Annotated in this window: 21 protein-coding genes; 10 read left to right on the forward strand and 11 right to left on the reverse strand. The window is 71.4% G+C overall.

The features are described from left to right. Positions 1-126: 126 nt before the first annotated feature. Positions 127-663 carry an NUDIX hydrolase family protein gene (locus ABZY45_RS13065; protein ID WP_356739234.1) on the reverse strand — a complete coding sequence of 179 codons (537 nt, stop codon included), beginning with the start codon at positions 661-663 and terminating at the stop codon, positions 127-129. A 951-nt stretch (positions 664-1,614) separates the two neighbouring features. Between ABZY45_RS13065 and ABZY45_RS13070 the strand changes: the two genes are divergently transcribed. Continuing rightward, positions 1,615-2,886 (forward strand): APC family permease, encoded by a 1,272-nt coding sequence (locus tag ABZY45_RS13070; RefSeq protein WP_356739236.1) that lies wholly within the window; start codon positions 1,615-1,617, stop codon positions 2,884-2,886. Between the two features lie 7 nt (positions 2,887-2,893). Here ABZY45_RS13070 and ABZY45_RS13075 read toward each other — a convergent pair whose 3' ends face one another. Continuing rightward, positions 2,894-3,262, reverse strand: coding sequence for a DUF6223 family protein (locus tag ABZY45_RS13075; RefSeq protein WP_356739238.1), 369 nt, complete (start codon positions 3,260-3,262; stop codon positions 2,894-2,896). A 224-nt stretch (positions 3,263-3,486) separates the two neighbouring features. Here ABZY45_RS13075 and ABZY45_RS13080 point away from each other — a divergent pair, with 224 nt between their 5' ends. Together ABZY45_RS13080 and ABZY45_RS13085 are read left to right on the forward strand one after the other, a co-directional pair. After that, positions 3,487-4,614, forward strand: coding sequence for a sensor histidine kinase (locus ABZY45_RS13080; RefSeq protein WP_356739240.1), 1,128 nt, complete (start codon positions 3,487-3,489; stop codon positions 4,612-4,614). Then, entirely contained in the window at positions 4,611-5,273 is a 663-nt protein-coding gene (locus ABZY45_RS13085; RefSeq protein WP_356739242.1) for a response regulator transcription factor, read from the forward strand. The genes ABZY45_RS13080 and ABZY45_RS13085 overlap by 4 nt, the downstream gene beginning before the upstream one ends. A 359-nt stretch (positions 5,274-5,632) precedes the next feature. Here the strand turns inward: ABZY45_RS13085 and ABZY45_RS13090 are convergent, their stop codons facing one another. Beyond that, complete coding sequence (locus ABZY45_RS13090) at positions 5,633-6,349, reverse strand: response regulator transcription factor (protein ID WP_356739244.1); 717 nt, start codon at positions 6,347-6,349, stop codon at positions 5,633-5,635. Beyond that, positions 6,346-7,635 (reverse strand): histidine kinase, encoded by a 1,290-nt coding sequence (locus ABZY45_RS13095; protein WP_356739246.1) that lies wholly within the window; start codon positions 7,633-7,635, stop codon positions 6,346-6,348. The genes ABZY45_RS13090 and ABZY45_RS13095 overlap by 4 nt, the downstream gene beginning before the upstream one ends. A 224-nt stretch (positions 7,636-7,859) precedes the next feature. Between ABZY45_RS13095 and ABZY45_RS13100 the strand changes: the two genes are divergently transcribed. Both ABZY45_RS13100 and ABZY45_RS13105 read left to right on the forward strand, forming a co-directional pair. After that, the gene (locus tag ABZY45_RS13100) at positions 7,860-8,567 is read left to right on the forward strand and encodes an ABC transporter ATP-binding protein (protein WP_356739248.1); all 708 of its coding nucleotides are present in this window, start codon (positions 7,860-7,862) and stop codon (positions 8,565-8,567) included. Between the two features lie 44 nt (positions 8,568-8,611). Beyond that, positions 8,612-10,912, forward strand: a complete 2,301-nt coding sequence (locus tag ABZY45_RS13105) for an FtsX-like permease family protein (RefSeq protein ID WP_356739250.1) — start codon at positions 8,612-8,614, stop codon at positions 10,910-10,912. Between the two features lie 352 nt (positions 10,913-11,264). Here ABZY45_RS13105 and ABZY45_RS13110 read toward each other — a convergent pair whose 3' ends face one another. Both ABZY45_RS13110 and ABZY45_RS13115 read right to left on the reverse strand, forming a co-directional pair. After that, complete coding sequence (locus tag ABZY45_RS13110) at positions 11,265-11,873, reverse strand: Fic family protein (RefSeq protein WP_356739252.1); 609 nt, start codon at positions 11,871-11,873, stop codon at positions 11,265-11,267. After that, positions 11,860-12,603 (reverse strand): hypothetical protein, encoded by a 744-nt coding sequence (locus ABZY45_RS13115; protein WP_356739254.1) that lies wholly within the window; start codon positions 12,601-12,603, stop codon positions 11,860-11,862. The genes ABZY45_RS13110 and ABZY45_RS13115 overlap by 14 nt, the downstream gene beginning before the upstream one ends. 279 nt (positions 12,604-12,882) lie before the next feature. Between ABZY45_RS13115 and ABZY45_RS13120 the strand changes: the two genes are divergently transcribed. Further along, positions 12,883-13,725 (forward strand): DUF6461 domain-containing protein, encoded by an 843-nt coding sequence (locus tag ABZY45_RS13120; RefSeq protein ID WP_356739256.1) that lies wholly within the window; start codon positions 12,883-12,885, stop codon positions 13,723-13,725. A 210-nt stretch (positions 13,726-13,935) separates the two neighbouring features. Here ABZY45_RS13120 and ABZY45_RS13125 read toward each other — a convergent pair whose 3' ends face one another. Together ABZY45_RS13125 and ABZY45_RS13130 are read right to left on the reverse strand one after the other, a co-directional pair. Next, a complete protein-coding gene (locus tag ABZY45_RS13125; RefSeq protein WP_356739258.1) occupies positions 13,936-14,793 on the reverse strand; it encodes an MBL fold metallo-hydrolase in 858 nt (285 codons plus the stop codon). Beyond that, positions 14,790-15,962: a hypothetical protein gene (locus tag ABZY45_RS13130; protein ID WP_356739260.1), complete on the reverse strand. Its 1,173-nt coding sequence runs from the start codon at positions 15,960-15,962 to the stop codon at positions 14,790-14,792. The genes ABZY45_RS13125 and ABZY45_RS13130 overlap by 4 nt, the downstream gene beginning before the upstream one ends. A 126-nt stretch (positions 15,963-16,088) precedes the next feature. Between ABZY45_RS13130 and ABZY45_RS13135 the strand changes: the two genes are divergently transcribed. From ABZY45_RS13135 to ABZY45_RS13150, 4 genes are all read left to right on the forward strand, one after another. After that, on the forward strand, positions 16,089-17,540 hold the full coding sequence (locus ABZY45_RS13135; protein ID WP_356739262.1) for a PLP-dependent aminotransferase family protein: 1,452 nt from the start codon (positions 16,089-16,091) through the stop codon (positions 17,538-17,540). A 282-nt stretch (positions 17,541-17,822) separates the two neighbouring features. Further along, positions 17,823-18,905, forward strand: a complete 1,083-nt coding sequence (gene gntD, locus ABZY45_RS13140; protein ID WP_356739265.1) for a guanitoxin biosynthesis L-enduracididine beta-hydroxylase GntD — start codon at positions 17,823-17,825, stop codon at positions 18,903-18,905. Positions 18,906-19,016: 111 nt separating this feature from the next. Continuing rightward, positions 19,017-20,285: an ATP-grasp domain-containing protein gene (locus tag ABZY45_RS13145; protein WP_356739267.1), complete on the forward strand. Its 1,269-nt coding sequence runs from the start codon at positions 19,017-19,019 to the stop codon at positions 20,283-20,285. Positions 20,286-20,425: 140 nt separating this feature from the next. Continuing rightward, positions 20,426-21,724 carry an MFS transporter gene (locus ABZY45_RS13150; RefSeq protein ID WP_356739269.1) on the forward strand — a complete coding sequence of 433 codons (1,299 nt, stop codon included), beginning with the start codon at positions 20,426-20,428 and terminating at the stop codon, positions 21,722-21,724. A 328-nt stretch (positions 21,725-22,052) separates the two neighbouring features. Here ABZY45_RS13150 and ABZY45_RS13155 read toward each other — a convergent pair whose 3' ends face one another. The 3 genes from ABZY45_RS13155 to ABZY45_RS13165 all read right to left on the reverse strand — a co-directional run bounded on the left by ABZY45_RS13155 (position 22,053) and on the right by ABZY45_RS13165 (position 24,661). Next, positions 22,053-22,361 (reverse strand): acyl carrier protein, encoded by a 309-nt coding sequence (locus tag ABZY45_RS13155; protein ID WP_356739271.1) that lies wholly within the window; start codon positions 22,359-22,361, stop codon positions 22,053-22,055. Positions 22,362-22,492: 131 nt separating this feature from the next. Beyond that, the gene (locus tag ABZY45_RS13160; protein WP_356739273.1) at positions 22,493-23,137 is read right to left on the reverse strand and encodes an FMN-binding negative transcriptional regulator; all 645 of its coding nucleotides are present in this window, start codon (positions 23,135-23,137) and stop codon (positions 22,493-22,495) included. Between the two features lie 27 nt (positions 23,138-23,164). Further along, the gene (locus ABZY45_RS13165; RefSeq protein ID WP_356739275.1) at positions 23,165-24,661 is read right to left on the reverse strand and encodes a M17 family peptidase N-terminal domain-containing protein; all 1,497 of its coding nucleotides are present in this window, start codon (positions 24,659-24,661) and stop codon (positions 23,165-23,167) included. Positions 24,662-24,664 lie beyond the last annotated feature (3 nt).

A 24,664-nucleotide genomic window follows, 5' to 3' on the forward strand; every position in this document is an offset into this window, starting at 1 on the left:
AGTCGCGCGTGCGCGGCCACGGCCGCCCGAGCTGAGGGCCTGCCTGGTCCGTCTCCGGATCTCAGGCAGGCCCTCCTTTGCCGATGCGGGCGGATCAGGGGTGCGCACCCGTCATCTCGGCATCCGTCAGTAGGTGTGTCCCATGTGGGCCAGAGCCTGCTTCAGCAGCACACCGTGGCCACCCGGCATTTCGCTCTGCACAGCCGGTGAGGCCGCCTCCTGCGGGCTGAACCACACCAGGTCCAGTGCGTCCTGCCGCGGGCGGCAGTCTCCGGTCACCGGCACGACGTAAGCGAGGGACACCGCGTGCTGGCGCGGATCGTGGAACGGGGTGACACCCTGGGTGGGGAAGTATTCGGCAACGGTGAAGGGCTGAAGCGAGGCAGGTACACGCGGCAGGGCCACCGAACCGAGATCCTTCTCCAGATGGCGCAGCAGGGCGTCACGGACTCGCTCGTGATGCAGGACTCGGCCGGAGACGAGGGCGCGGCTCATGGTTCCGTCGGTGCCGATCCGGAGGAGCAGCCCGATGCTGGTGACATCGCCGCTCTCGTCCACGCGCACAGGAACCGCCTCGACGTAGAGGACGGGCATCCGGGCCCTGGCCATGTCCAGTTCGTCCGTCGTGAGCCAGCCGGGAGTGGTTTCCGTCATGTCAGACATCGCTTGATCATACTTACCCGCCTGCGATTCCGGTCGCATGTCTGCCACAGTTCACTCGCCTCCTCCCGAGACTTCGTCGGCACAGCCGCGACCCTCATCCACCGCCGGCTCACCAGCCGAACCGAGATAACCGGCCCGGCTCCCTGGGCGTCGTCAGGTCCGGCGACGGCTGGGCCGAGCCCCGCTGGAAGGTGGGCAGTTGCCACCTGCCACGCGTTCCAGAGCGGCCGCCACGGTACCCGCAGCCGCCAGATCGGGATACAGGTCAGGGTTCACCTCAGCATTGTGGCGTCCCCGGACAAGCAACACCATCGGTTTCCTCAGGGCTTGGATCTTCGGGCGGGTCAGGACACAGGGCAGTCGCAGTCGGGATGCGCGACGGCCCGCAGGTGCAGTTGGACGCCGTCGACTTCCTCGGCACGCACACGCAACTGGCAGGGAATCACGTAATTCCCGCTGTCCGCGCGGGCGCGCTGCGCCGCCTCGGGCGTGCCCGCGAGGCGATGGAGGCGTACCGGGTGGCGGAGGCGATGGCCCCGAATGGAGCGATCGCGCGGGAGTGTCGGCAGCGGGCCGCCGAGTTGGAGCCGGGGGTCGATCCGGGCGACTGCAAGCGGTCAACGTGTGCCGGCCGGATACGACGAGTGCCGTGGGCGTGCCGACGGGCGCCGGGGCGGGCCCCGGCGCCCGGCCGGGGGTCTCAGGTGTGGGCTGCCGAGGCGGCGACGGCAGTTCCTGAACTCGACGGCGTAGTTCCGCAGGTGGTGGTCGAGGATCTCGTCCGGGCAGGATGGGGAACGCGCCACCGGGCCGAGGCGCACCGTGAAGCGGCAGCGGTCTGCCTGGGGTTCGCAGTGGCTCCGGCATCGTCAGCCGATGTTGCGGCTCCGATATCGTCAGCCGATATCGGAGTCCGTGAGAGACGCGGCTCAGTTGCCGAGGGTTGAGGCCATGAGCAAGCCATCGACGGCCGCAGGGCCGGACGAGTTGCAGCGGCGGCTGGGGGTGTCCGACGCCGTGGTGATCGGCCTGGGGGCGATGATCGGGGCGGGGATCTTCGCCTCACTCGCACCGGCAGCGCGCGCGGCCGGTTCCGCGCTGCTGATCAGCCTGGCCCTGGCGGCCGTGGTCGCGTTCTGCAATGCCACCTCCTCAGCACGGCTTGCCGCGCGGTACCCCGCCTCGGGCGGCACCTACGTCTACGGCCGCGAGCGGCTCGGCGACTTCTGGGGCTACCTCGCCGGGTGGGGCTTCGTGGTGGGCAAGACCGCTTCCTGCGCGGCCATGGCTCTCACGGTGGGCTCGTACGTGTGGCCGGGCCAGGCGCACGCGGTCGCGGTGGCGGCCGTGGTGGGACTGACCGCGGTGAACTACGCCGGGGTGCAGAAGTCCGCGTGGCTGACCCGGGTGATCGTCGCCGTGGTCCTGGCTGTGCTTGCCGCCGTGGTGGCCGCCTCGCTCACGTCGTCCGCGTCGAGCACCGCCCGGCTCGGCATCGGGGACGACGCGACCTTCGGCGGGGTGCTCCAGGCAGCGGGCCTGCTGTTCTTCGCCTTCGCCGGGTACGCGCGCATCGCCACCCTCGGCGAGGAGGTCCGCGACCCGCAGCGCACCATCCCCCGGGGAATCTCGATCGCGCTCGGCATCACGCTGGTCGTCTACGCAGCCGTCGCCGTCTCCGTGCTGAGTGTCCTCGGCCCGCAAGGTCTGGCGCAAGCAGCCGCACCCCTGTCGGACGCGGCCCGGGCGGCAGGCAGCGACTGGCTGGTGCCGGTTGTGCGTGCGGGTGGGGCGGTGGCGGCGCTCGGATCCCTCCTGGCCCTGATCCTCGGTGTCTCGCGCACCACCCTGGCCATGGCCCGCGATCGGCACCTGCCCCACGCCCTGGCCGCGGTCCACCCGAAGTACAAGGTGCCGCACCGCGCCGAACTCGTGGTGGGCACGGTCGTGGCCGTGGTCGCCGCGACCGGGGACGTGCGCGGGGCGATCGGGTTCTCCTCCTTCGGCGTCCTGGCGTACTACGCCATCGCCAACGCCTCCGCCTGGACCCTCACCCCGGACAAGAGCCGCAAGGCCAGGGTGATTCCCGGCCTCGGGCTGGCCGGCTGCCTCATCCTGGCCTTCGCCCTCCCGGTGTCCTCGGTGGTGTGGGGTGCCGCGGTCCTGGCCCTCGGCGCCGCCGCCTACGGCGTCCGGCGCGCAGTGGCCGCACGCAGGCGGTGACCCGCGGTCAGACAGTCATCCCGACCGACCGGCCGGCGCGGCGCAAGACGTACAGCGCCCGGCCACCGAGAACCACGCCGCCCAGCCCCAGCGGGACAGCGACCACGGCGCCGACAAGGCCGTTACCGGTGCCAGGACCCCCGCTGGAGGTGGCCAGGTGCAGCACCGCGAGGACCGTGCCCGCCGTCCCCAGTACGACGGCCGACATCCCGGCGGTGCGCGCCCTGCCGGTCCGGCCGCTGGAACGTGCAAGGGCCGGCCAGCCGATCAACAGGCCGAGCAGGCCTACCCCGAGGGCCAGGTTGGCTCCCGTTCGCCCGTCGCCGATGATCCCACCCTCTGCGGCCGCCGCCACCAGTACTGCTGGAGCATTCATCACCGCTCACCTCTCTCCGTCGTCGAACGCTGTGCTGCGCCTTGAGGATGCGCCCCATGTCACCTGCCGGTCGTCCAGCAGGCGCAGGCACTTCTCCCTCCCGCATCCGCGGCATCCGGGTACCGCCGATGCCGCAGGCGACGCACATGTACCGCGCCTGCTGTAGCCGGCCGCTCGTCCGTCAGCCGGGCTCGCCCACCACCGAATCCGGCTACGGTGCACCCATGAGAATGGGGCGGTTCGCTGTTCCGGCCGAGGTCACCGACTGGTCGATCGCTGTGGGGGTGGCGGCGCTGCTGCTGAGTACCGGTCTGTCCGGGCCCCACCCGTCCGGGGGCCGCGAGGTGCTCGGCACGGCGCTGCTGGCGGCCGGAGCACTGGCGCTGGCCGCGCGCCGCCAGGCACCGCTCGTGGTGCTGGCCGTCGCAGGGCTGTGCGCGGTCGGATACCAGGCGGCAGGGTTCGAAGTACTCGCCGTCTCCTACCTGGTCGCCGTGTACAGCGCCGTACGTGCCGGGTACCGCACCGTCGCCCTGGCCGTGTCCGTGGGCCTGCTCGCCGCGCTGCTGATCACCTCCTCGGTCTTCCCGGGCGGCCCTGCGCGTGAGGTCGTGACGCAGGCCCGGACCACCCTGGAGATCGCCTGGCTGATCGCCGCCTTTGCCACGGGAGAGGCCGTGCGCCAGGCCGAACGGCGGGCGGACGAAGCCGAGCGCACCCGCGAGGAGACCGCCATGCGCCGGGCCGACGAAGAGCGGCTGCGCATCGCCCGGGAGCTGCACGACTCGCTCACCCACCAGATCTCGGTCATCAAGGTGCAGTCCGAGGTCGCCGTCCACGTAGCCCGGCGGCGGGGTGAGCAGGTGCCGGTGACCCTGCTGGCGATCCGGGAAGCCGGCCGGGAGGCGAGCAGGGAACTGCGCGCGACCCTGGAGGCGCTGCGCGACGACGACATCGCCCCGCCGCACGGACTCGACGACATTCCCCACCTGGTGAAGCAGTTCCGGATGACCGGTCTGGAGACGGCGTTGACGATCGACGGGCACCCGCACGCCGTGCCGGCCGCAGTAGGACGTACCGCCTACCGGATCGTTCAGGAGTCGCTCACCAACATCTCCCGGCACGCCGCCGCCACCATCGCCTCGGTGTCGATCGACCATCAGCCGGGCACCCTCGCGATTCGCATAGACGACGACGGAAAGGCCGTGCCCGACACCCCACCGACGCCCGGCCTCGGGCTGCTCGGCATGCACGAACGCGTCACCGCCCTGGGCGGCCGCCTGCGCACAGAGCCTCGCAGCGCGGGCGGCTTCACCGTCCGGGCCGAACTTCCCTTGGGCGGAGCGTCGTGATCCGGGTCGTGCTGGTCGACGACCAGCCGCTTCTGCGCAGCGGCTTCCGCGCGCTGCTCGACCTCGAGGACGACATCGAGGTGGTGGGCGAGGCGGCCGACGGCCAGTCCGGCCTGACGCTCGTCAGGACAGAGCTGCCCGACGTCGCGCTCATCGACATCCAGATGCCTGTCATGGACGGCATCGCGACGACCCGGCGCATCGCCGCCGACCCGGCCCTGGCCGGCGTGCACGTCGTCATGCTGACCAACTACGGCATGGACGAGTACGTCTTCGACGCGCTGCGCGCCGGTGCCGCCGGGTTCCTCGTCAAGGACATCGTTCCGGAGGACTTCCTGCACGCCGTGCGTGTCGCCGCCCGCGGTGACGCCCTGCTCGCACCGTCGATCACCCGCAAGCTCATCGACCGGTACGTCACCCAGCCGCCACCCACCCGCACCGGCGGCGGCCTGGAGGAACTCACCAGCCGCGAACGCGAGGCGGTCGCCCTCGCCGCGCAGGGCCTGTCCAACGACGAGATCGCCGGCCGCATGGTCATCAGCCCGTCGACCGCCAAGACCCACATCAACCGGGCCATGGCCAAGCTCAGCGTCCGCGACCGCGCCCAGCTCGTGGTCCGCGCCTACGAATCCGGCCTGGTGACCCCGCGCACCTTCTGACCCCCCGCACCGCCGACCGGTGCTAGGGCGCTCGTCGCCCGGAACCTCGCAGCCGGGCTCCTTGCGTGTCCGAAGGTCCCCGGCCAAGCCCTCTTCCCGGCTTCGGTCGTCCGGTGGACGCGCCGGGCGTCGCCGTCGACCACGCGCCGCCCGGAGACCAGCAGCCCAGCAGCCCGCGTGCACCTGTGCGGCAGGTCCGAATCGGACACGGCACAGCAGCGCGACATCGAGCTGCCGACCGGGCCCCGCCCCCGCACTGCGGCGAACACGGATGTCGGGCGACCGTCGGACGGCAGTGCGGAGACGTCGAGTACGGGGTACGGCACGGTTCCGGCTGCTGGTCCCGGGCCGGCTTCGGCCTACATCCACTCGGGGGAGTGCTCGGCGGTCTCGATCTCGGTCCTGGTCTCGCGTTCGCCGACACCGACCAGACCCGTTTCGTAGGCGACGATGACGGCCTGGACCCGGTCGCGGAGTCCGAGCTTGCCGAGGATGCGGGCCACGTGCGTCTTGACGGTCGCCTCGGCGAGATGGAGGCGTGCGGCGAGTTCGGCGTTGCTCAGTCCTCGGGCCAGCAGGCCGAGGACCTCCAGTTCACGCGGGGTGAGCGAGGTGAGGTCGCGGTGGAGGGCGGCGGTGTCGCTGCCTCGCCGGGTGAACCGCTGCACAAGACGGCGGGTGATGGCGGGAGCGAGGAGAGTGTCGCCGGTACGGACGGTACGGACGGCCGCGGTCAACTGCTCGGGGGTGACGTCCTTGAGGAGGAAGCCGCTGGCTCCGGCGGACAGCGCCGCGTAGACGTAACGGTCGAGGTCGAAGGTCGTGAGGATGATCACGCGCGGTTCGCCGGCCGTCCCGGTGAGGATGCGGCGGGTGGCCTCCAGACCGTCCATCACGGGCATCCGGACATCCATCAGAACCACGTCGGGGCGGGTGCGGTTGACCGCTTCGACCGCTGCGAGGCCGTTGGTCGCCTCGGCGACGACATCGATGCCGTCGGCACCGAGGATCATCCGGAATCCGGTGCGGACCAGGGTCTGGTCGTCGGCGAGAAGCACACGCAGCGGCTCGGTCACGGTGTCTCCAAGGGGATCAGGGCTTCCACACGGTAGCCGCCGGTGAGTCGCCGGCCGGTGTTCAAGGTTCCGTCGTAGACGGCGAGACGCTCGCGCAGACCGATCAGGCCCCGGCCGCTTCCGGTACAAACGCCCGGGTGTCCGCCGGTGTCGGTGACTTCCACCCGGAGTCGCTGCGGACCGTACTCGACCGTGACGGCGGCGGTGGCGCCCACGGCGTGCTTCACGGCGTTGGTCAAGCCCTCCTGGACCACGCGGTAGGCGGCGAGTTCGAGGCCGGGGGGAAGGGGGCGGGGCGGTCCTGTCACGGTCAGGCTCACGCGCAGCCCGGTGTCCCGTACACGGCCGATGAGCGTCTCCAGCTGGTCGAGGCCGGGCTGCGGGGCCAGCTCTGCCCCCGCGTCCGCGTCCGTGCCGTCCGCCCGGTCGTCCATGGTGAGCAGGCCCATGACGTGGCGCAGTTCGGTCATGGCAGCCCGGCCCCCCGCCTCCACGGCAAGCAGTGCCTCGCCGGCCTGCTCCGGGGAGGCTTTCATGATCTTGCGGGCAGCGCCCGCCTGGATGACCATCACGCTGACGTTGTGCGTGACGACGTCGTGCAGTTCGCGGGCGATCCTGGCCCGCTCGTGCTCGACGGCCCGGCGCAGGACCTCCGCCTGCTCGCGCTCCAGGGCGGAGAGCCGGGTGCGGCCTTCGTCGGTACGGAGTTTCCAGGTACGCAGACCGACGGCGGCCCCGGCCATCGGCACCAGGATCAGCAGGGCGATGTATTCGTTGGGGACGATCGGTGTCGCCGAGTTCCCCGAGGTACCGACCAGGACGACCGACACCGGCAGCGCAGCCAGGGTGGCCGTCCGGTACGGGCTGTGCACGGCGGCGCTGTACACGGCGATGACGAACGCGTAGAAGGTCAGCCGCATCACGCTGTGTGGTGTCGCCAGTGTCGCGGCCGTCACGACGCACAACACGCCGAGCGGGTAGCGGCGGCGCAGCGCCAGAGCACCGGAGGCGACCGCTGCGAGGGTCACCATGAAGGCCATGCCACCAGGGCCGTACGGGCGCGGAACGGCCACCTCCACACCGGGTGCGACCTCCCGCAGCACGACGACGCCGGTGTTGTCGATGCCGTAGTAGACGGTGGCAATTCCGAGTACCAGCGCCACCAGCACGTCGAACTGCCAGGCGCGCCGAGTGGGCCGCAGCGGTGGGCCGCTCGGAGTCCTGGCATCACGGACCGCGTCGCGGGCGGCTCTCCGCAGCCGCACCAGCGTCGTACGTACGTTCATCACCGGCTCATTGTCGCTGCCGCCCGGGCCGGTGGAGTCCTACTCGAAGGCCGTTCCCACCGGACCGGATACATCGCACGCCTACATCGCAGGGATGACATGTGCGGTGCTCGTCCCAGCGAGGTACCGCAATGGGTCCGGGCGGGCGACGCGCGTGGACCGGGGCCGCTCCTAGCGTTCACACAGCGCGCACAGCCCACCGACCCTACGCAAGGAGCCCTTTCATGACCGTGCCGGTGATCGAACTTCGCGGGGTGAGCCGCCGATACGACGACGGCCCGCCCGCCCTGCACGAGGCGTCGCTGACCGTGCGGCGAGGCGAGGCCGTAGCGATCCTCGGTCCCTCCGGCAGCGGCAAGTCCACGCTGCTCAATCTGATCGCGGGCCTGGACCGGCCGGACACGGGGACCGTCACCGTGGACGGGGTGCGCGTGGACGAGCTGAGCGAGTCCGGCGCCGCCCTCTACCGGCGTTCGAAGATCGGCATGGTCTTCCAGTTCTTCAACCTGCTCGACGATCTGACCGTCACCGACAATGTCGTTCTGCCGGCGCGCCTCGCGGGCATGGCACGCCCCGAGGCGAGCCGGCGGGCGGCGGAACTCCTGGAGAACCTCGGTGTCGACCGGCACGCCCGCGCCTATCCGGGGCGGCTGTCCGGCGGCGAGCGGCAGCGCGTCGCTGTCGCCCGGGCGCTGATGAACCGGCCGCCCCTGCTGCTGGCCGACGAGCCGACCGGCGCCCTGGACACGGCGGCCGGACAGGACGTCAGCAGGCTGCTCTCGGAGCTCAACGCCGACGGCCAGACCCTCGTCGTGGTCACCCACGACCTGTCCCTCGCCCAGTCCTGCACGCGGCGGACGGTCAGGATCGCCGACGGCCGGATCACCGGGGACGTGCCCTCCCAGGCAGTCTCCCCGGAGGCCGTCCGTTGAGCGCGCTCTCCGAAATCGTGCGCTCTGGGGTGGGACGGCGCCGGGTGCAGACGCTGGTGGTCGGGCTCGCCGCGATGATGGCGGTGGCCGCTTCCGTCCTGGGCGGATCGCTGATGGTGGTCTCCGGCGCACCCTTCGACGACGCCTTCGCCCAGCAGCGTGGCGCACATCTGTCGGTCGACTTCGACGCGGGCAAGGTGAGTGCCGGACAGCTGTCGTCGTCCAAGGACACCGCGGGGGTGAGCGGCGCGGCCGGACCGTTCCGCACGGCGACCGTCACCCCGCGGGCGAGCGAGGCTGGCCCGGGCTGGCCGATGACCGTGGTCGGCCGGCCCGAGCCCGGACGGGAGGTCGACGAGATGGCACTGATCGACGGACGTTGGCCCACCCGTCCCGGCGAGATCGTGCTGTCCGCCGGCTCCTCGCTCATCCCGGCCCTGGGCAGGAAGGTCACCTTCACTCATCTGCCCGAGGAACCGACCCTGACGGTGGTCGGTGTCGCCCGCTCGGTCACGCGGACCGCCGATGCCTGGGTGGTTCCGGCCCAGATGCCGGCGCTCACCGCGCCCGGAAGCGGCGGGTACCAGATGCTCTACCGCTTCACGAAAGCGGGCACCGCCGCGCAGATCACCGCGGGCGGCAAAGCCGTGACGCGGTCCCTGGCGCCGGGGGCGGCCGTCGGCAAACAGTCCTGGCTGACCGTCAAGAAGGACGCCGAGCGCGACACCGCCCTCTACGTGCCGTTCCTCATCGCGTTCGGCGCCCTGGGCCTTGTCATGTCGGCCCTCATCGTCGGCAACGTCGTCGCCTCAGCCGTGGGCACGGGAATGCGCCGCATCGGGATCCTCAAGGCCGTCGGCTTCACCCCGGCTCAGGTCGTACGCGCCTACATCGGCCAGGCGCTGATCCCGGCCGGCGTCGGTACAGCTCTCGGCGTACTCGCCGGCCACCTGCTCGCCGTCCCGGTGATGGCCGAGACAGCGGAGGTCTACGGCTCCTCGTCCCTGGCCATCGCTCCCTGGGTCGACCTGGCGGTGATCGCCGGGGTGCTCGGCCTGGTGACGGCCACCGCGTGGGCGAGTGCCTGGCGGGCCGGGCGGCTGCGTACGGTCGATGCGCTCGCCGTCGGTCGTAACGCCTCGGCGGGGCGCGGCCGGTGGGCGGCCCGCCTGGCCGGACGCCTGCCGTTGTCGCGGCCGGTGGCCCTCGGGCTGGCCTGGCCCTTCGCGCGGCCCGCCCGCGCGCTCGCCATGGGCGCGGCAATCCTGTTCGGCGCCGTCGCGGTCACGTTCACCGTGGGGATGGGCGCCACGCTCGGCAAGGTGATGGACGCCAAGGCCCACGACGTCGCCGATGTCACCGTGCCCGCGCCCATGCCGGACTTCGGACCCCAGCCCCCCGGCGGCAGGAAGCAGCCCGAAGCCGACCCCGCCGCGGTCGCGAAGACCGTCGAGTCCGCCGCCGGAACCGGCATGTACTACCGCGCCTCGACGGTCCGCTCGACCGTGTCCGGCCTGGCCGGCACCGTCGATGTGGTCGGCTTCACCGGCGACGCCTCGTGGGGCGGCTACACGATGGTCGCGGGCCGCTGGTTCGACAGGCCCGGTGAGGCCGTGGTCCCCACCCCCTTCCTGACCGCCACCGGCACCCACATCGGCGACAGCATCACCCTGAGCGGCCTGGCCGAGCCGGTCACGGTCCGGCTCGTCGGCGAAGTCCTCGACCCCCGTAATTCCGGCATGCAGGTCTTCACCGACGCATCGACCCTCACCGCCGCACATCCAGACCTGACAGATACGAGCCATCACATCGCGGTCACGTCAGGCACCGACGTCTCCGCCTACATCACCGCGCTGAACAAGGACCTGGCGCCGCTGGGTGCCACCGCTCAGGCCGGCGGACTCGACGCCGGCGGCGACATGGTCGTCACGCTCAACGCGCTGTCCGCGATGCTCACGCTGATGCTCGTCGCCGTCGCGGCGCTCGGTGTGCTCAACGGCGTGCTGCTCGACACCCGCGAGCGGGTGCGGGAGATCGGTGTCCACAAGGCGCTCGGCATGACCCCACGACAGACCGTCGCGATGGTCCTCACCTCGGTCGTGGTGACCGGCCTGGTCGCGGGCGCCCTGGGTGTGCCGCTGGGCGTGGCCCTTCACGGCTGGGTCCTGCCCGCGATGGGTGACAGCGTGGGACTGCGGCTGCCCGATGCCGTCATCGCCGTGCACGACGGCACCGTACTGCTCCCGCTCGCACTCGGCGGCCTGCTCATCGCCGCTCTGGGCGCACTTCCGCCCGCCGGCTGGGCCGCCGGCACCCGAACCGCCACGGCCCTGCGCACCGAATAGGAGGCTGGATTCAGAGCTCCGGCCTCCTGTTCCCACTGCGAGCAGCGGTGGGGCAGGAGGGCTGGTCACTGCAACCGGGCCGGTGCTGGGAGACCCCTGCCATCCGGACCCGCGTCCTGGAGCGCGTGGCCGCCTTCGCCTACCCGTCCACGCTGGATGGCATCGCGGAACTCCACCGCTTCCTTTCGGCGGCTCGTGAGGCGGAGCCGGTCTCCGTGATGCACCACTGCGGTGGCTGTGCCGGTGCGGGGGATGGGCGTCGGTGCGGCGGTTGAGGGAGCGCCGTTCCCACTGCTGCCCGGCGTGGTGCGGTCCCCGGGTGCACTGGTGCCGGGGCTCTCGCCCGAACGCTTCAGCGCCGGCGGCGGTTGAGCACCCCGATGAGAACGGCGAGGTCGGCGGCACCGGCCGGGTCATCCGCGTAGCGGGTGGTCTGGAGAGGGCCGACCTCGGGAAGGACGATGTCCTCCCGGGCCAGAACATGGACCAAGGTCAGCAGCGCGGCGCGGGCATTTCCGTCGGTGAAGGGGTGGAAGAACGCCACATCGAGGTAGGCCCGGGCCGCGCGGGCCGCCAACGGGACGTGCTGGTCCGCCGTCTCGCGCAGACAGGAATCGAAGTCGGCCTGCGTGTCAGGTGTCAGGACGTATCGCTCACGGCCGGCCTTCGCGTGGGCGTCGCCCCCGCGAAACGGTGCCCGCGTCGCAGCGAGGACCTCTCGCTGCCAACCGGCCAGCAGGGCGAAGTCCAGCGGAGTGCGGCGCGCGGCATCGCCTCGGGCCAGGGCATGTGCGGCGAGCAGACGTTCGGCGCGCATCGGGTCGCGCAGGCGCACCGGTCCCTCACACCACGACCGGAACCCGTCGCGACCGTGCGAGGTCTGCCGCAGGGCCGGTGCCCGTTGCCAGTCGACCTCACGGCGCACGCGCTGCCAGACCGAAAGGCTGTCAGCAGCGGTCATGAAGATCCTCCAGCTCGGCCCTCTCACGGTGGTCCTGGTACGGAGCGTGGCCGGTGAGGCCGGTGGCCAGATCCTCGCCGACGGTCTCGATCAGCGTCCGTTCCGGGGCGACCCAGCTCTCGAACCGGCCGCCGATCGCGGTGTTCACCGCTCGGGCGGCTTCGGCACGGTCCATTCCCGTGGAGGTGAGGAACCAGCCCAGGACGATCGATGCCTGGCTGTGCCAGCCGCCCTCCGCACCCGAGTCCAGCGTATGGGTCACGAGCCGGACGCAGGCCCGTTCCAGGTGCCAGCTGCGGTCTTCGGGGGAGGCGTCCGGCGGCGGCGCCAGTTCGGCGAAGCGCTGGGCCGTGCGCTCCAGCCATTGCCGCCACTCCAGCAGTGCGGCTACGACGCGTGCCGCGGTCTCGTCGGGCGTCGTCACCGAGTCGGCCCCGCTCACCCAGTTCCCCACGGGCCCGCCGTCGCGGTAGCACCAGCTCCACCCCCAGGCCCAACTGCCGTAGCGCTCCCGGACCATCGCGTCCACCTGACTCTCACACCAGCGTTCGCCCTGCCACCAGCCGGCCATTCCGGAGAGGACGGGCGGCACCCACTCGCGGACCAGTGAGCGGAGGTGGGCTTCCTCGTCCTCGTCCCAGGTGAACGGGTGGAGAGCCGGATCGAATTCGTCCCAGTTCCGAATGTCCTCGTAGGTGAGGGGAGGCACACGGTCGTCGGGGAAGGGCAAGGTGTCACGGTTGTACGTCAGCGCCGGCCACTCTTCCTGTCCGAGGTGATCGACCCACCAGTCTCGGCTCGAAACACTGGGAGCGCGAACGATTTTTGCCGGAGTGGGCACCGAGCAACCCCAACCGTGTGTACAGGGCCCACTCCGGCACCACCAGGTCCGGTTCGCGTTCCAGCCGGGCGAGCGACTCCTCGGTCGCCGCCGAGACGCTCTTCGGGTCGTCCAGCGGCCTGCTCCGCATGCCGGCCAGCGTCAGAGGCATCAGGCACACTGCGCTGTATGAACCTGGTGACCGCGCACGACTATGCCTGGATCCGCACCTCGCCGCTCTTCCGCCACGCAATGGAGAGCGGATACACCCTGACCCTGATACAGGGGCGGAGCCCGCACGAGGTGCTGCGCGCGATGGGGGCGGAACCGCGCGGCAGCGGGGACGGAACGGCCGGCCTGATCGAGGCGGACGACGCCCACCGGGGCGAGGCGGGCCACGACTACTGGGACGAGTCCTACATCGCGGGCGCCTTCAGCACTCCGGGTGAGGACGGCGACTGGACACTCGTCCTCGGCTTCGACGGCGGCCTGGGGATCGAGGGCGCGTGTGTGGAGACGCTGTCCAAGGGCGGCCGGGCAGTGGCGCACTCGAGCAACGGCGGCAAGCCCATCCACCTCTTCCACTGGTTCGAGGACGGTGAGCTCCGTACGATGTTCGAAGGCCCATCGGCGCGCCACGGCAACAGCCCCGATGAACTGGTTCCCCTGTTGCGGGAAGTCGGCTTCCCTCTGACACCCGAGGGGGAGCACGACGAGAGCGCCCCGGTCGTCGACGGGAAGGCGGCGGTCCTTGCTCTGGCCGAGAGACTCACCGGCATACGCGTCACCGAGTCCCTCCTCCAGGAAGCGACGTACGAACTGGGACTCGTCCCCGAACGGCCTGCCGAGGAATGGACCAGCCTGGTCATCGACATCACCGACGCCCACGGGAAGCGTCTGTACGAGGAATGGACCTACGAGGAGATCGCGGCGGCTTCGGACCGCGCACGGGCGGAGGCGAACGCGCCGGTCGTGATCACCTACAACGAGCCTTTGAGCACGGACCGTTCGGCACGCGAGACAGGGGAGTAGCGAACGGGCGCGTGGCCCCTGGGCCCTCGCCGCCCTCCGCGAGACAGCCGGCCCGCGCCACACCAGCAAGGGCCGCGCCGGACGACGACCGGCTCGCCACAGCCCTGGACGCTACATCGGTTCGCGCCGGCCAGGGGCCCGAACGTGCGCGGCCCGTGGCGCCGATCAAGAGCGGCGAAGACGGCTTCGCCGGTGCGTGGAGGACTGCTCCTAATCCGCAGGGGAGGCGAGGGTGGCAGCGGCCGCCCGGAGCGCCTTGTGGTGGCACGCCTCGTAGAACGCCCGTGCTCCGGTGGTCAGTTCCGTGGTGTCGGGGAAGGCCGCCTCGAACGACAGGCCCCCCGCGCGCACGGCGTCCGCGTGCCGACCGGTGAGGCCCGACAGGTGACGGAGATTGCGATCGAGCAGGGCCGGGTCCGTGGTGCCGCCGTGACTGGGGAGCACATGGTCCGGTTCGAGGGAGCGCAGAAGGTCCAGCGAGGCGGTGAGCTGCTCCAGCGAGGCGGCGTCGCCCTCCCAGAGCTCGGGAAGCGGGTCCTCCGCGGTGTCCCCGGCCAGGCATACGCGCAGTTCCGGAATCCAGACGGCGATGTGGTCCGGGGTGTGGCCCGGAGTGTGCAGCAGCTCCAGCGTCAGGTCCCCGCCGTCCAGCGACAGCGAAGTGTCGAAGGTGACGGACGGGGTGACGAGGCGCACCCGTGCGAAGCGGTCGTCCGACGCGCGCTTGGCGCGCAAGGTGTCCTGCGCCCTGGCCGAACGGACGCGGCTCGTGGCCGACCGGTGACCGATGACCGGTGCGCGCCCCTCGACAGCGGCGTTGCCCCACACGTGGTCCCAGTCGGCGTGCGTATTGATGACGAGGAGCGGGCGTCCGGCGGTCTCGTCCGCGATCAGATCCAGCGCCTGCTCGCACAGCTCCGGTGTGCTGAGCGTGTCGACCAGAGCCACGAACCGTTCCGTGCGTACGACGAAGCCGTCGACCTCGTCCGGTACGCGCAGCGCGAAGATGCGGGGATCGAGGCCGGGAAGGACCTGTTTGTGGACCCCCGGGCGGCCCGGTGAGGTCATCCCGGGGCACCGATGCGGTGGGCGCGCACCGTGTCCAGATGGCCCTTGAGGTAGCGCATGAAGGGCGTGCCGCCCGTGCCGACCTCGTTGGAGTTGGCCGAGGACCGCTGCGCCTGCCGCTGCACGTACGTCGCCGCGTACCGCAGGTGCAGTTCACGGAAGTCCGCCATGGCCGTGACGCACGCGTCGTAGGCGGCGACCGCCCCGGCCGGACGGTGGTGCAGCAGGAAGCCCCGCAGGTCGACCCGGGGGCCCACCTTCTCGATGAACGCCCGGTGCCCCGGCGGGATGTACGTGCGCAACGCGTGCATGTACGCGGCGAGCGGGTCGTCCTCGCCGGAGAGGCCGAGGACCTCGTCCAGGAAGGGGATGATGGCGCTCTGCGCGCCGGTCTCACCGCCGAACTGCTGCGGTCTGCCGCCGTAGGCGGCCACCCCCTCGTAGACGACTCCCTCCGGCAGCGCCGGATTGTTCTTCCAGCCGAAGAGGTAACTCCGTACACGGTGGTAGTAGATGTGCGGGTCACACCGCTCCGGCATCCGCGCGAGCGTGCCGCTCATCACGGAGAGCCCCGCGGCCATCTCGCCCAGCGCATGGACGAGGGCGTCGGAGTCACCGTCGAGGACGGCGTCCTGCGCGGCGATCGCGGCGCACAGCACGGGCGCGGCGGCCGCCTCGATCGCCACATGGACGAGGACGAACCAGTCGTCGTCCATCCCCCCGAGGAAGCCCTGGAGCCTGTGGATGTTGCCGAGTTCGATCGCGGGGTCGTCGGAGAGACGGCCCCAGTTGTGCAACTGCTGGGTGGCGTAGGACAGAACCGGCGGCCGGCCGAGCAGGCCGGCCGCCTTGTGCCAGGGCACCGCGATGTTCGCCGGACAGACATTGGCCGGTACATCGCCGCCGAAGATGTATGCGTGTCCGAAATAGGACAGCAGGAGCATCGCCCTTTCGCGTTCTGCCTGTTCGGTCAGCGCACCGGGATCGAGCGGAGCGACGCTGCTCAGCAGTTCCCGGGCACGGCCCGCAGCGAGGTGCTTGGGCAGCACCGCGCCGATCTCGTCCCATTCGGCGAAGCGGCCGGGCAACTGTGTCAACGGTGCGACGTCGGGCAGAAAGCCGTTGCTCTCGCTCACCCCGTACTCCGCCGGCGACACACTGCTCGTCATCCCGTGAACCCCACCTTCCAGGACCGGCGCCTCCACGGCTCGGTACGCCGTCGCTTCGAAGCGCCGACCGTTGAAGCTACTCTCGGCGCGGACCTCGTCCAATGGCCAATAGGAGGAGAACCGAAGATGCCACCTGAGGAAGAGCCGGAGCACAGGGCCAGGGCCAAACCCCATCTGGCCCTGCCGGTCGCGCTCGATCGCGAGGACGGCCGGCCCCTGGTGGTGCAACTCGTCGAGACACTGCGTGAAGCCGTGCTTTCGGGGCTGTTGCCGCCCGGTGAACGGCTCCCTTCGACCCGTACGCTCGCGCAGGACCTCGCCGTCTCCCGCACGGTCACCGCCGAGGCGTACGTCCGACTGGAGGCCGAGGGCTTCCTGGAGAGCCGCTCCGGCTCCGGCACCTACGTCGCGCGGCTCAACGAGGCTGCCAGGCAGATGGTCGCGGCCCCCGCCCTCCCCGCCGTGTCCGACCGTACGGCGTCGTCGGCGCGCCCCGCGCTCAGTCTGCGTACCGGCGGGACCGGACCGGTGCAGGAGGGCACCGACGGATGGGCCCAGGCCTGGCGGGCGACGGCCCGCACGGCAGCCCCGACCCGCTACCAGGAATCGGCGGGGCTGCCCGGGCTGCGTGCCGAGATCGCTGCCTACCTGGCCCGGGCCCGCGGCCTGGTCTGCGCCCCGGACGACATCGTGGTGACCAGCGGCACGACGCAGTCCATGGACCTGGTGCTCCGCACCCTTCTGCGCCCGGGGGACACCGTCGCGTGCGAGAACCCGGGCCATCCGGTGGTCCGTTCCCTGATCCGGGCGCACGGTCTGGACGCGGTGCCGGTGCCGGTCGACGACGACGGTGCACGGGTCGACGTGCTGGCGGGCATCGACCCGGCACCACGGCTGATGCACGTGACACCCTCCCACCAGTTTCCGCTGGGCTCGCGGATGAGCGTCGGCAGGCGGCTCGACCTCGTCATGTGGGCGCGGGAGCACCGCTCCTGGATCCTGGAGGACGACTACGACAGCGAGTACCGCTACAACGGCCCGCCGCTTCCTGCGCTGGCCGGCCTCGACCGGGACCGGGTCGTCTACCTCGGCACCCTGTCGAAGGTGCTCACCCCGGCGCTGCGCTGCGGATACCTGGTGGCCCCGGGCGAACTGCCGTATCGCATAGCGGAGTTGAAGGACATCGTGGACGGTCCGGTCAGCTGGCCCGTGCAGCACACCGTGCTGCGGATGCTCGCCTCCGGCGCGCTGGAACGGCGTATCCGCCGGACCCGGCTGCACTACGCACGCGCCAGGAGCCTGCTCCGGGAGGCGCTGGAGCCCGTCTCCGACGTGGTGACGCTGACCGGCCTGGAGGCCGGACTCCACGCCGTGCTGCTGCTGGAAGGCGGCATCAGCGGGGTACGCGTGGCACGTCGGGCCGCCGAACTCGGTGTGGAAGTCGCGCCGTTGTCCGCTTTCCAGCAGGGCCCGTGCCTCACCGAAGGGCTCGTGGTCGGGTATGCCGGCCTCTCCCCGGCGGACCTCACCGAAGCGGCCTCGCGCCTGACCCGGGCGATCGCCGAACACCGCCCGTAGCCCTGTGGTGTCCGTGTGCGGACTTGTCCGCAGACGGACACGGAGAGTGTTGGACTGGACCGATCGGGGTCCTCCAGACTTCCGGTCAGGGGAGCCCTCTCGTATACGAGGCGGGTCCCGTGCCGGGCACCGTCCGCACGGGAGCGGGAGGCGCCCCTGCCCATCGCGGAACGACAGGGGCGCGCCGCCGACGCTCTTTCGCCCCTGTGGCACGGCTCTCACGGGCCGTACGGAGCAGTCCGCGCCAGCGCTTCAGACCTCTTCACGACAAGGATCGTCACCGTGCCGAAATTGACCGTGCCCACGGCTCCCGAGCTGACTCCGCGCGCCGCCGACAACGTGCCGTGCCTGGAGCTCACGGACACCGAGCGGACGCACGTGCAGGACATCGCGGACCACGTGCTGGACACCGAGACCGACCTGCCGCTGGAGCAGCGGCTCGGCCAGCTCTCCCTCCTCTCGCACGAGCTTCCGGCGCGGCTGCGGGCCACCGTCAGCCAGTTCCGCCTCACCGGCCGCCCGTTCGGCGGATTCGTGATCTCGAACCTGCCGATCGACGAGGCCGAGGCCGGCCCCACCCCGCTCAGCTACACGGACGTGCCGGACAGCCGGGAGGCCAGACGGGCCGCCGCGTCGCTGCTGCTCCTCGGTTCCCTCCTGGGGGACCCGGTCTCCTACCTCACCCAGCAGCGTGGCCGTATGGTCCTCGACCTCTTCCCGATCGCCGGGCACGAGAACGAGCAGCTGGGCTCCAGCTCCACGGTCAACCTGGAGTGGCACAACGAGGACGCGTTCCACCCGCTGCGCGCGGACTGGATCATGCTGATCGGGCTGCGGAACCACGACAAGGTCCCGACGACGTTCGCGCCGGTCCAGGACGTCGAACTGGACGACGCCTCCCGCGAGGTGCTCTTCCAGGAGCGGTTCGTGATCCTGCCGGACGAGTCGCACACCGCGGGCTTCAACGCCGGCACCACCGGTGTCGAGGAGGGCGACTGGGTAACGGAGGCATTCCGCAAGATCGCCGAGATGAACGAGGAGCCCCGCCGCACCTCGGTGCTCTCCGGCAACCCGGACTCACCCTTCATCTGCATCGATCCCGCGTTCATGCCGCGCGACCTCGACCCGGAGGCGGCCGCCGCCCTGGAGACGCTCATCAAGGGCATCGACGCGAAGCTGCGCGACGTGGCGCTCGCCCCGGGCGAGATGCTGATCGTCGACAACAAGCGGGCCGTCCACGGCCGTCGCCCGTTCGCCGCCCGCTACGACGGGACGGACCGCTGGCTGCGCCGCATCAACGTGATGGCGGATCTGCGCAAGGCGGAGGGGCGCCGCTACTCGGACCACGGCCGCGCCCTGGTCTGACCGTGCTACCCGGCCGGCCCGGAAGCCTCCGGCCGGCCGGAAGCCTCCGGCCGGCCACCCGCTCCGCCCCGCCACCACCCGACCACGGCACAACACGAGAAGGAAAGTCACATGCCAGACTCCCTCCGCAGCACCGCTGAACGGCGCACCAGGGTCCTCATCGTCGAGCCGGTCTCCTCGGGCACCAGAACGGTCGAGGACGCGTACCTGCTCGGGTTCGAAGTGGTCGTCGCCAGCGCGGGGGTGGACGACCGCAGTCTGCCGCCCTGCGTCGCGGGGTTCGTGGGCACCCTGCTCACGGTCGACACCAACGACGAGCAGGCGCTGGCGGACGCGGTCGTGGCGTACCACGCGGAGCACCCGGTGGACGCGATCGTGCCGGGCGCGGAGTTCTACATACCGGCGGTGACCCGTCTCGTGCACCGCCTGGGGCTGCCCGGTCTGCCGCTCGAAGCCATCGACCCGGTCCGCAACAAGGCGTTGATGCGCGAGCGCACCGCCGCAGCCGGACTGCGGGTGCCCCGGCACGTCCGGGCAGGGACACCCGAGGAGATCGAGCGTGCCGCCGAGACCATCGGCTTCCCGTGCGTGATCAAGCCCGTCGAGTCCTCGGGCAGCATCCACGTCCGCCGGGCCGACACGACCGGCGAACTGCGTGCCGCCTTCGAGGAGCTGGCCGCCGACCGCCGGCTGGATCTGGGCTTCGCCATGGACACCCGGGTGGTCGTCGAGGAGTACGTGACCGGGCCCGAGTTCAGTGCCGACGGCTACGTCCACGACGGCGAGGTCGTGGTGCTCTCGCTGACCCGCAAACTCCTCGGCCCCGAGCCGTACTTCGTGGAGCTGGGGCACATCGTCCCCTCCGACGTCCCCGCGGACGTCCTGGAGCGCGTGACGGAGTACGTGCGTGGCGTCACCGAGGCCGTGTCCATCACGTCCGGGCCGTTCCACTGCGAGCTGCGGCTGCCCGAGGACGAGCCCGTACTGATCGAGATAGCGGCCCGGCTGCCGGGCGACCGGATCACCGAGCTGGTCCAGCTCGCCACCGGGACCTCGATGTCCCGTGTGATGCTCGCCGCCTACCTGGGCAGGACGCCGCAGGAGCTCCGGGCGGACGGCGAGCGGCAGATGAAGTGCGCGGGAATCCGCTACTTCACGGCCGAGGGACTGACGAGCTACTCCGAATTGAAGGGCTGGGACGAGGTCGCCGCCCGCCCCGAGGTGACGGAGACCGGGCTGGCGATCGCCGCGGGGGAGGAGATCCCGCCCCTGCACGACTTCCGCGGCCGCATCGGGTACGCGCTGTTCTCGGCCGACTCACCCGAGCAGGCCCGGGAGATCTGGCAGAGCCTCGGAGAGACGGTGGTCCCCGTCCCGTAGGCAGGTGACCGCCGGCGGACACCCCGCTCCGCGCCCCCGCACGATGCCCCCACCGGACCGGTGCGGGCATCGTGCCCGTCCGGGAGGGACACATGTCCGTCCCTCCCCCTCTCCGAGATCCACATCCTCACGGAGCCCTGATGACCACACTCCCCTCACGCCTCGTCACCCCCGTGCACCGCTACTACGCCCTGCGCGCGGTCGGCTGGATGACCGACCAGCTGATCCAGTTCCTGCTCCCGGTCCTCGCCTACCAGGCCACCGGTGAACTGTCCTGGTCCGGGATCGTCCTCGCCGCCCAGTGGGTGCCCCGGCTGCTGTCGCTGCCGGCGGCGGGGCTGCTGGCCGACCGCTTCCCCGAGCAGCGCATCTACTGGGTCAACGACCTCGTCAGGGTGGCGCTCGGCGCGGTCGCGACCGTGCTCGCCGTGGTCCTGGAGAGCCAGGCCTTCGCCGTCGTCATCGTCTTCGCCCTGCTGGCCGGGATCTGCTGCGAGCAGGTCCTCGTGGCGGGCGAGAAGCTGGCGGGCACACTCGTGGCGCCCAAGGACATGCACCGCGCGCAGAGCGTGCTCAGCGGGATCGAGCAGGGGACGCTGCTGCTCGCTCCCGTCGTCGGCGGGGCCCTGCTGCTCACCGGCCCGCTGCCCATCGTGGCGGTGGTCGCGGGCCTGTTCGGCGTGAGCCTGCTGCTGAGCCTCAGCCTGCCGCGCGGCTCGCACACCGGCGCCCCCCGGCCGGCCCCGTCCGAGGGCTCCGCGGGACGCCGGCTGCTGCGCGACTCGGTGACCGGGGTCCGCAACGTGGTGCGTATTCCGGTGCTCCGGACCATCGTCCTGGCCACCATGTGCATCAACATCATGCTGGGCCTGATCCAGGGTGCGGCTCCCGCCCTCGCCGACCGCTACGGCCGCAGCGAAGGCGCGCTGGGCCTGGTGTACTCGGTCGCGGGCCTGGTCGCGATGGTGACGCTGACCGCGGCGCCCCGGCTGATCCGCCGCTTCGGCTTCCTGGGGGTGGCCGCCGCGAGCGCTGTGGTCCAGGGTGTCGTCTTCATCGCGCTGGGTCCCACCACCGGGTTCTTCTTCTTCGCCGCGCTGGTCGCGGTGTTCATGGCGGGCGACAGCGTGTTCAGCGTCGTCATCCGCACGCTGCGGCTGCGGGTCGTGGCCAGCGAGGAGTTCGGGCGTACGGTCGCGGCCGTCTCCCTGCTGAACTTCCTGTCGCTGCCCCTGGCCGGCGGGCTGCTGGCGGTGGCGGGCCACGCAGTGCCGCTCGTGGTGCTCATCCCCGTGGCGGGAGCGGCGGCGCTGGCAGGGCTCACGGTGCTGATGACGCGGCTCAAGCGGTACATGGCCGCCGAGCCGGCTCTGTTCGCGACGGAGCAGCCCGCCGTGGAGGCGGACACTCCGGCCCCTGCCGTGCCGTCCACGATGTGAGCCGAGTGCGTTTTTTGTTGCGGAATTATGTACGGATCGCTGAATATGAATCCGGCGTGACGACCAGCGTTGCGAGTTGACTACTCTCCGTCACGTCGCTTCGGCGTGCAAGCGCCGGGCGCAAGTGCCGACCATGAAGTGGGGGAATGAGATCAAGTGGGTACTTCTCAGAAGGAAATGTGTACGGGGCGTGACAGTGCTGTGCGGGTTCCGTCAGTGACGGGCTGGCCCGAGGGACCCGTCGTCCTGGGTGATCTGATCTGGGGCTGAGCCGATCGCTCTGACGGCCCGCATACCTATGCGGGCCGTCAGGCATGGAGCGGTCTGGTCAGAGTTCGCCGACCTCGCGGGCGTTGCCGGCCGCGGCGAGCTCTCGCACATGGCGGGTCAGACCGCCGAGCGTGGGGTTCTCGACCACCGCGAGCACGGAGAGGGGAACGCCCAGCTCTTCCGAGAGGGTGGTGACCATCCGCATGGCCAGCAGCGACGAGGCGCCCAGGGCGAAGAAGTTGTCCTCCTCCCCGATCCGCAGGCCGGGCTCCGCGAAGAGATCACGCCACACCGTCGAGATCCGTTCGCGGACCTCCTCGTGAGGCGTCCCGGCGGAGAGGGGCGGAAGGGGATGTACTGCGGTCATCGAAGAGCCTTTCTGTTCACGTCTGTCGTCCTGTGCCACGTCACGTCTGTCGCTGCGGACGTCACGTCACGTCTGTCGCCGAGCCGTGCGAGGGAGGGCGGTGCCGCCCGGGGTGTGCCGAACCGCCGGGCTCACCCGAGCCGTTCGGCGTTGTGCGCGTACAACTGGTCCGCGACGCGCGCCGAGGAGTCGGAGGGGCGGCCGCGGAAGGAGGCGATCTGCGCGACGACGTCCTCCTCCTTCTTGTTCTGGCCGAACTTGAAGATGCCGTCGATCCGGTCGATGGGCAGTTCGAAGGCGACGATCCGCGTGCGGAACTGCTCGACCAGTTCCCGCGGCACCCGGTCCAGGGTCCAGGGCTTCTTGGGCAGCCGACGGGCCTCCTCCGCCGCGATCAGGTCGTCGAGCTGCCGCAGTTCCTCCTCCGCGTCCATCAGGCGAGGCCGCCCGTAGACGTGCACCGCCGCGTAGTTCCACGTGGGGAAGTGCGTCTCGGTCGCGTAGTCGTCCGGGCAGATGTACGCGTGCGGGCCCAGGAAGGCAGCCATCACCTCGGCACCTTCCGCGAGGACCGCCACCACCGGATTGGCCTTGGCCAGATGGGCACGGAGCCGGCCGTGGGGGCCGTGTCCGGGGCCCTTGTCGAGGACGAAGGGGATGTGGGTGCCGTGCGGCCGGCCGTCCACCGTCGCGGTGAGCATGCCGAAGGAGTGGGCCTCGATCAGCGCGTGCTGCTGGGCGAGTTCCTCGGAACGGTACAGCGGGGGTGCGTACATGAGTGATCCTCGGACGATGGGACCGGCTCAGCGGGGGCAGAGCCAGCGGGCCAGGGTGCCGGCGCCGTACCCGGTGGCACCCGCGTTGTAGTAGCCGTCGATCCTGGGGGACCACGCCGGTTCCGTGATCTCCAGATGGGCCCAGCCGCCCGCCGGGGCGAACCGGCGCAGGAAAGCTGCGGCCGTGGCGGCGTCGCCGCTCTCCGGCCCGGCGGCCCTCATGTTGGCGAAGGGCGCCCAGAGTTCGTCGTCGTACTCGTCGACGAGCGGGAGCCGCCAGAGCAGTTCCCCGGCGTCGCGACCGGCCGAGACGAGGTCCGCCGCGAGCGCCTCGTCCGTGCTCCACAGGCCGGCCGCCTTCGGGCCGAGCGCCGCAGCGACGGGCAGGCCGAGCGCGGACACGCTGACGGTACGGGCCGCCCCCAGCCGCGCCGCCAGGTGCAGGGAGTCCGCCAGCATGAGACGGCCGTGCGCGTCCTCGTGGTTGACCTCGACCGTGGCGCCGGAGGCCGTCGTCACCAGGTCTCCCACCCGCAGCGCGCCCGGCCCCGCGGCCTTCGCCACGGCCGGGATCAGCAGATGGACCTCCGTCCGGCCGCCGAGCGCGGACAGCGCCGCCGCGGCACCGAGCACCGCGCCCGCCCCCGCCATGTACTTCTTCGCCCCCTGGACCGCACCGCCGGACCGGAGCACCCCCCGGTCGTCATGGGTGAGGCCCAGGCCGATCAGGGCGACGGGCGGACCGGCCGGGTCCGCGGGCCGGTAGCTGAGCCGGATGAGACGCGCCGGGTCCGCGCCACCCGCCGCCGCGGCGGCGAAGCCGGTCAGCCCCTGCTCGGCACACTGCTTCTCGTCCCACACCTCGACGTCGAAGCGGCCGTCGGCGGCGGCGAGCGCCCCCGCCTCACGGGCCAGCCGTTCCGGAGTGATCAGATTGGCCGGGGCGGCCACCAGCTCCCGGGCCAGGACGACGGCGTCCGTGAACACCCCCGCGCGGCGCAGGAGCCGCTCCGGGGCCGCGTAGCCGAGCAGTTCGACGCTCTCGGGCTCCCTCGGCAGGTCGGAACCGTAGTCCGCCCGGAACCGGTCGGTCAGCACGTTCCACCGGCCGCAGTGGACGGCCAGGCTCAGGCCTTCCACGACGTGCTCGACGACCTCCTCCCCTCCGGCCTGCCAGGACGGGAGCGCCAGGGCCACGCGCCGGTTGGGGCCCGTGGTCAGGGTCCGGGCCAGGGCGGCGCCCGCACGCCGGGCGGTGTGGGGCGTCACCTCGTCGGGGCGGCCGAGACCGACCAGCACCAGACGCTCGCACCGGCCCGGTACCCCCGGCCCCATGACCAGTTCGTCGAGGGACGCGCCGAAGGGGTCGTGCGCGAGCAGACGGGCGACGGCGCCGCCGAGCGCGGCGTCGACACCGCTCAGCCACGGCTGGGCCGAAGGCGCCCCGCCTTCGTCGTACACACCCAGGGCGAGCACCTCGCCGGTCCATTCGGCCGGAGCGGCATCGCTGATCGTCAGTTTCATGGT

This window comes from Streptomyces sp. NPDC006516 (assembly GCF_040611875.1).
Lineage (GTDB): Bacteria > Actinomycetota > Actinomycetes > Streptomycetales > Streptomycetaceae > Streptomyces.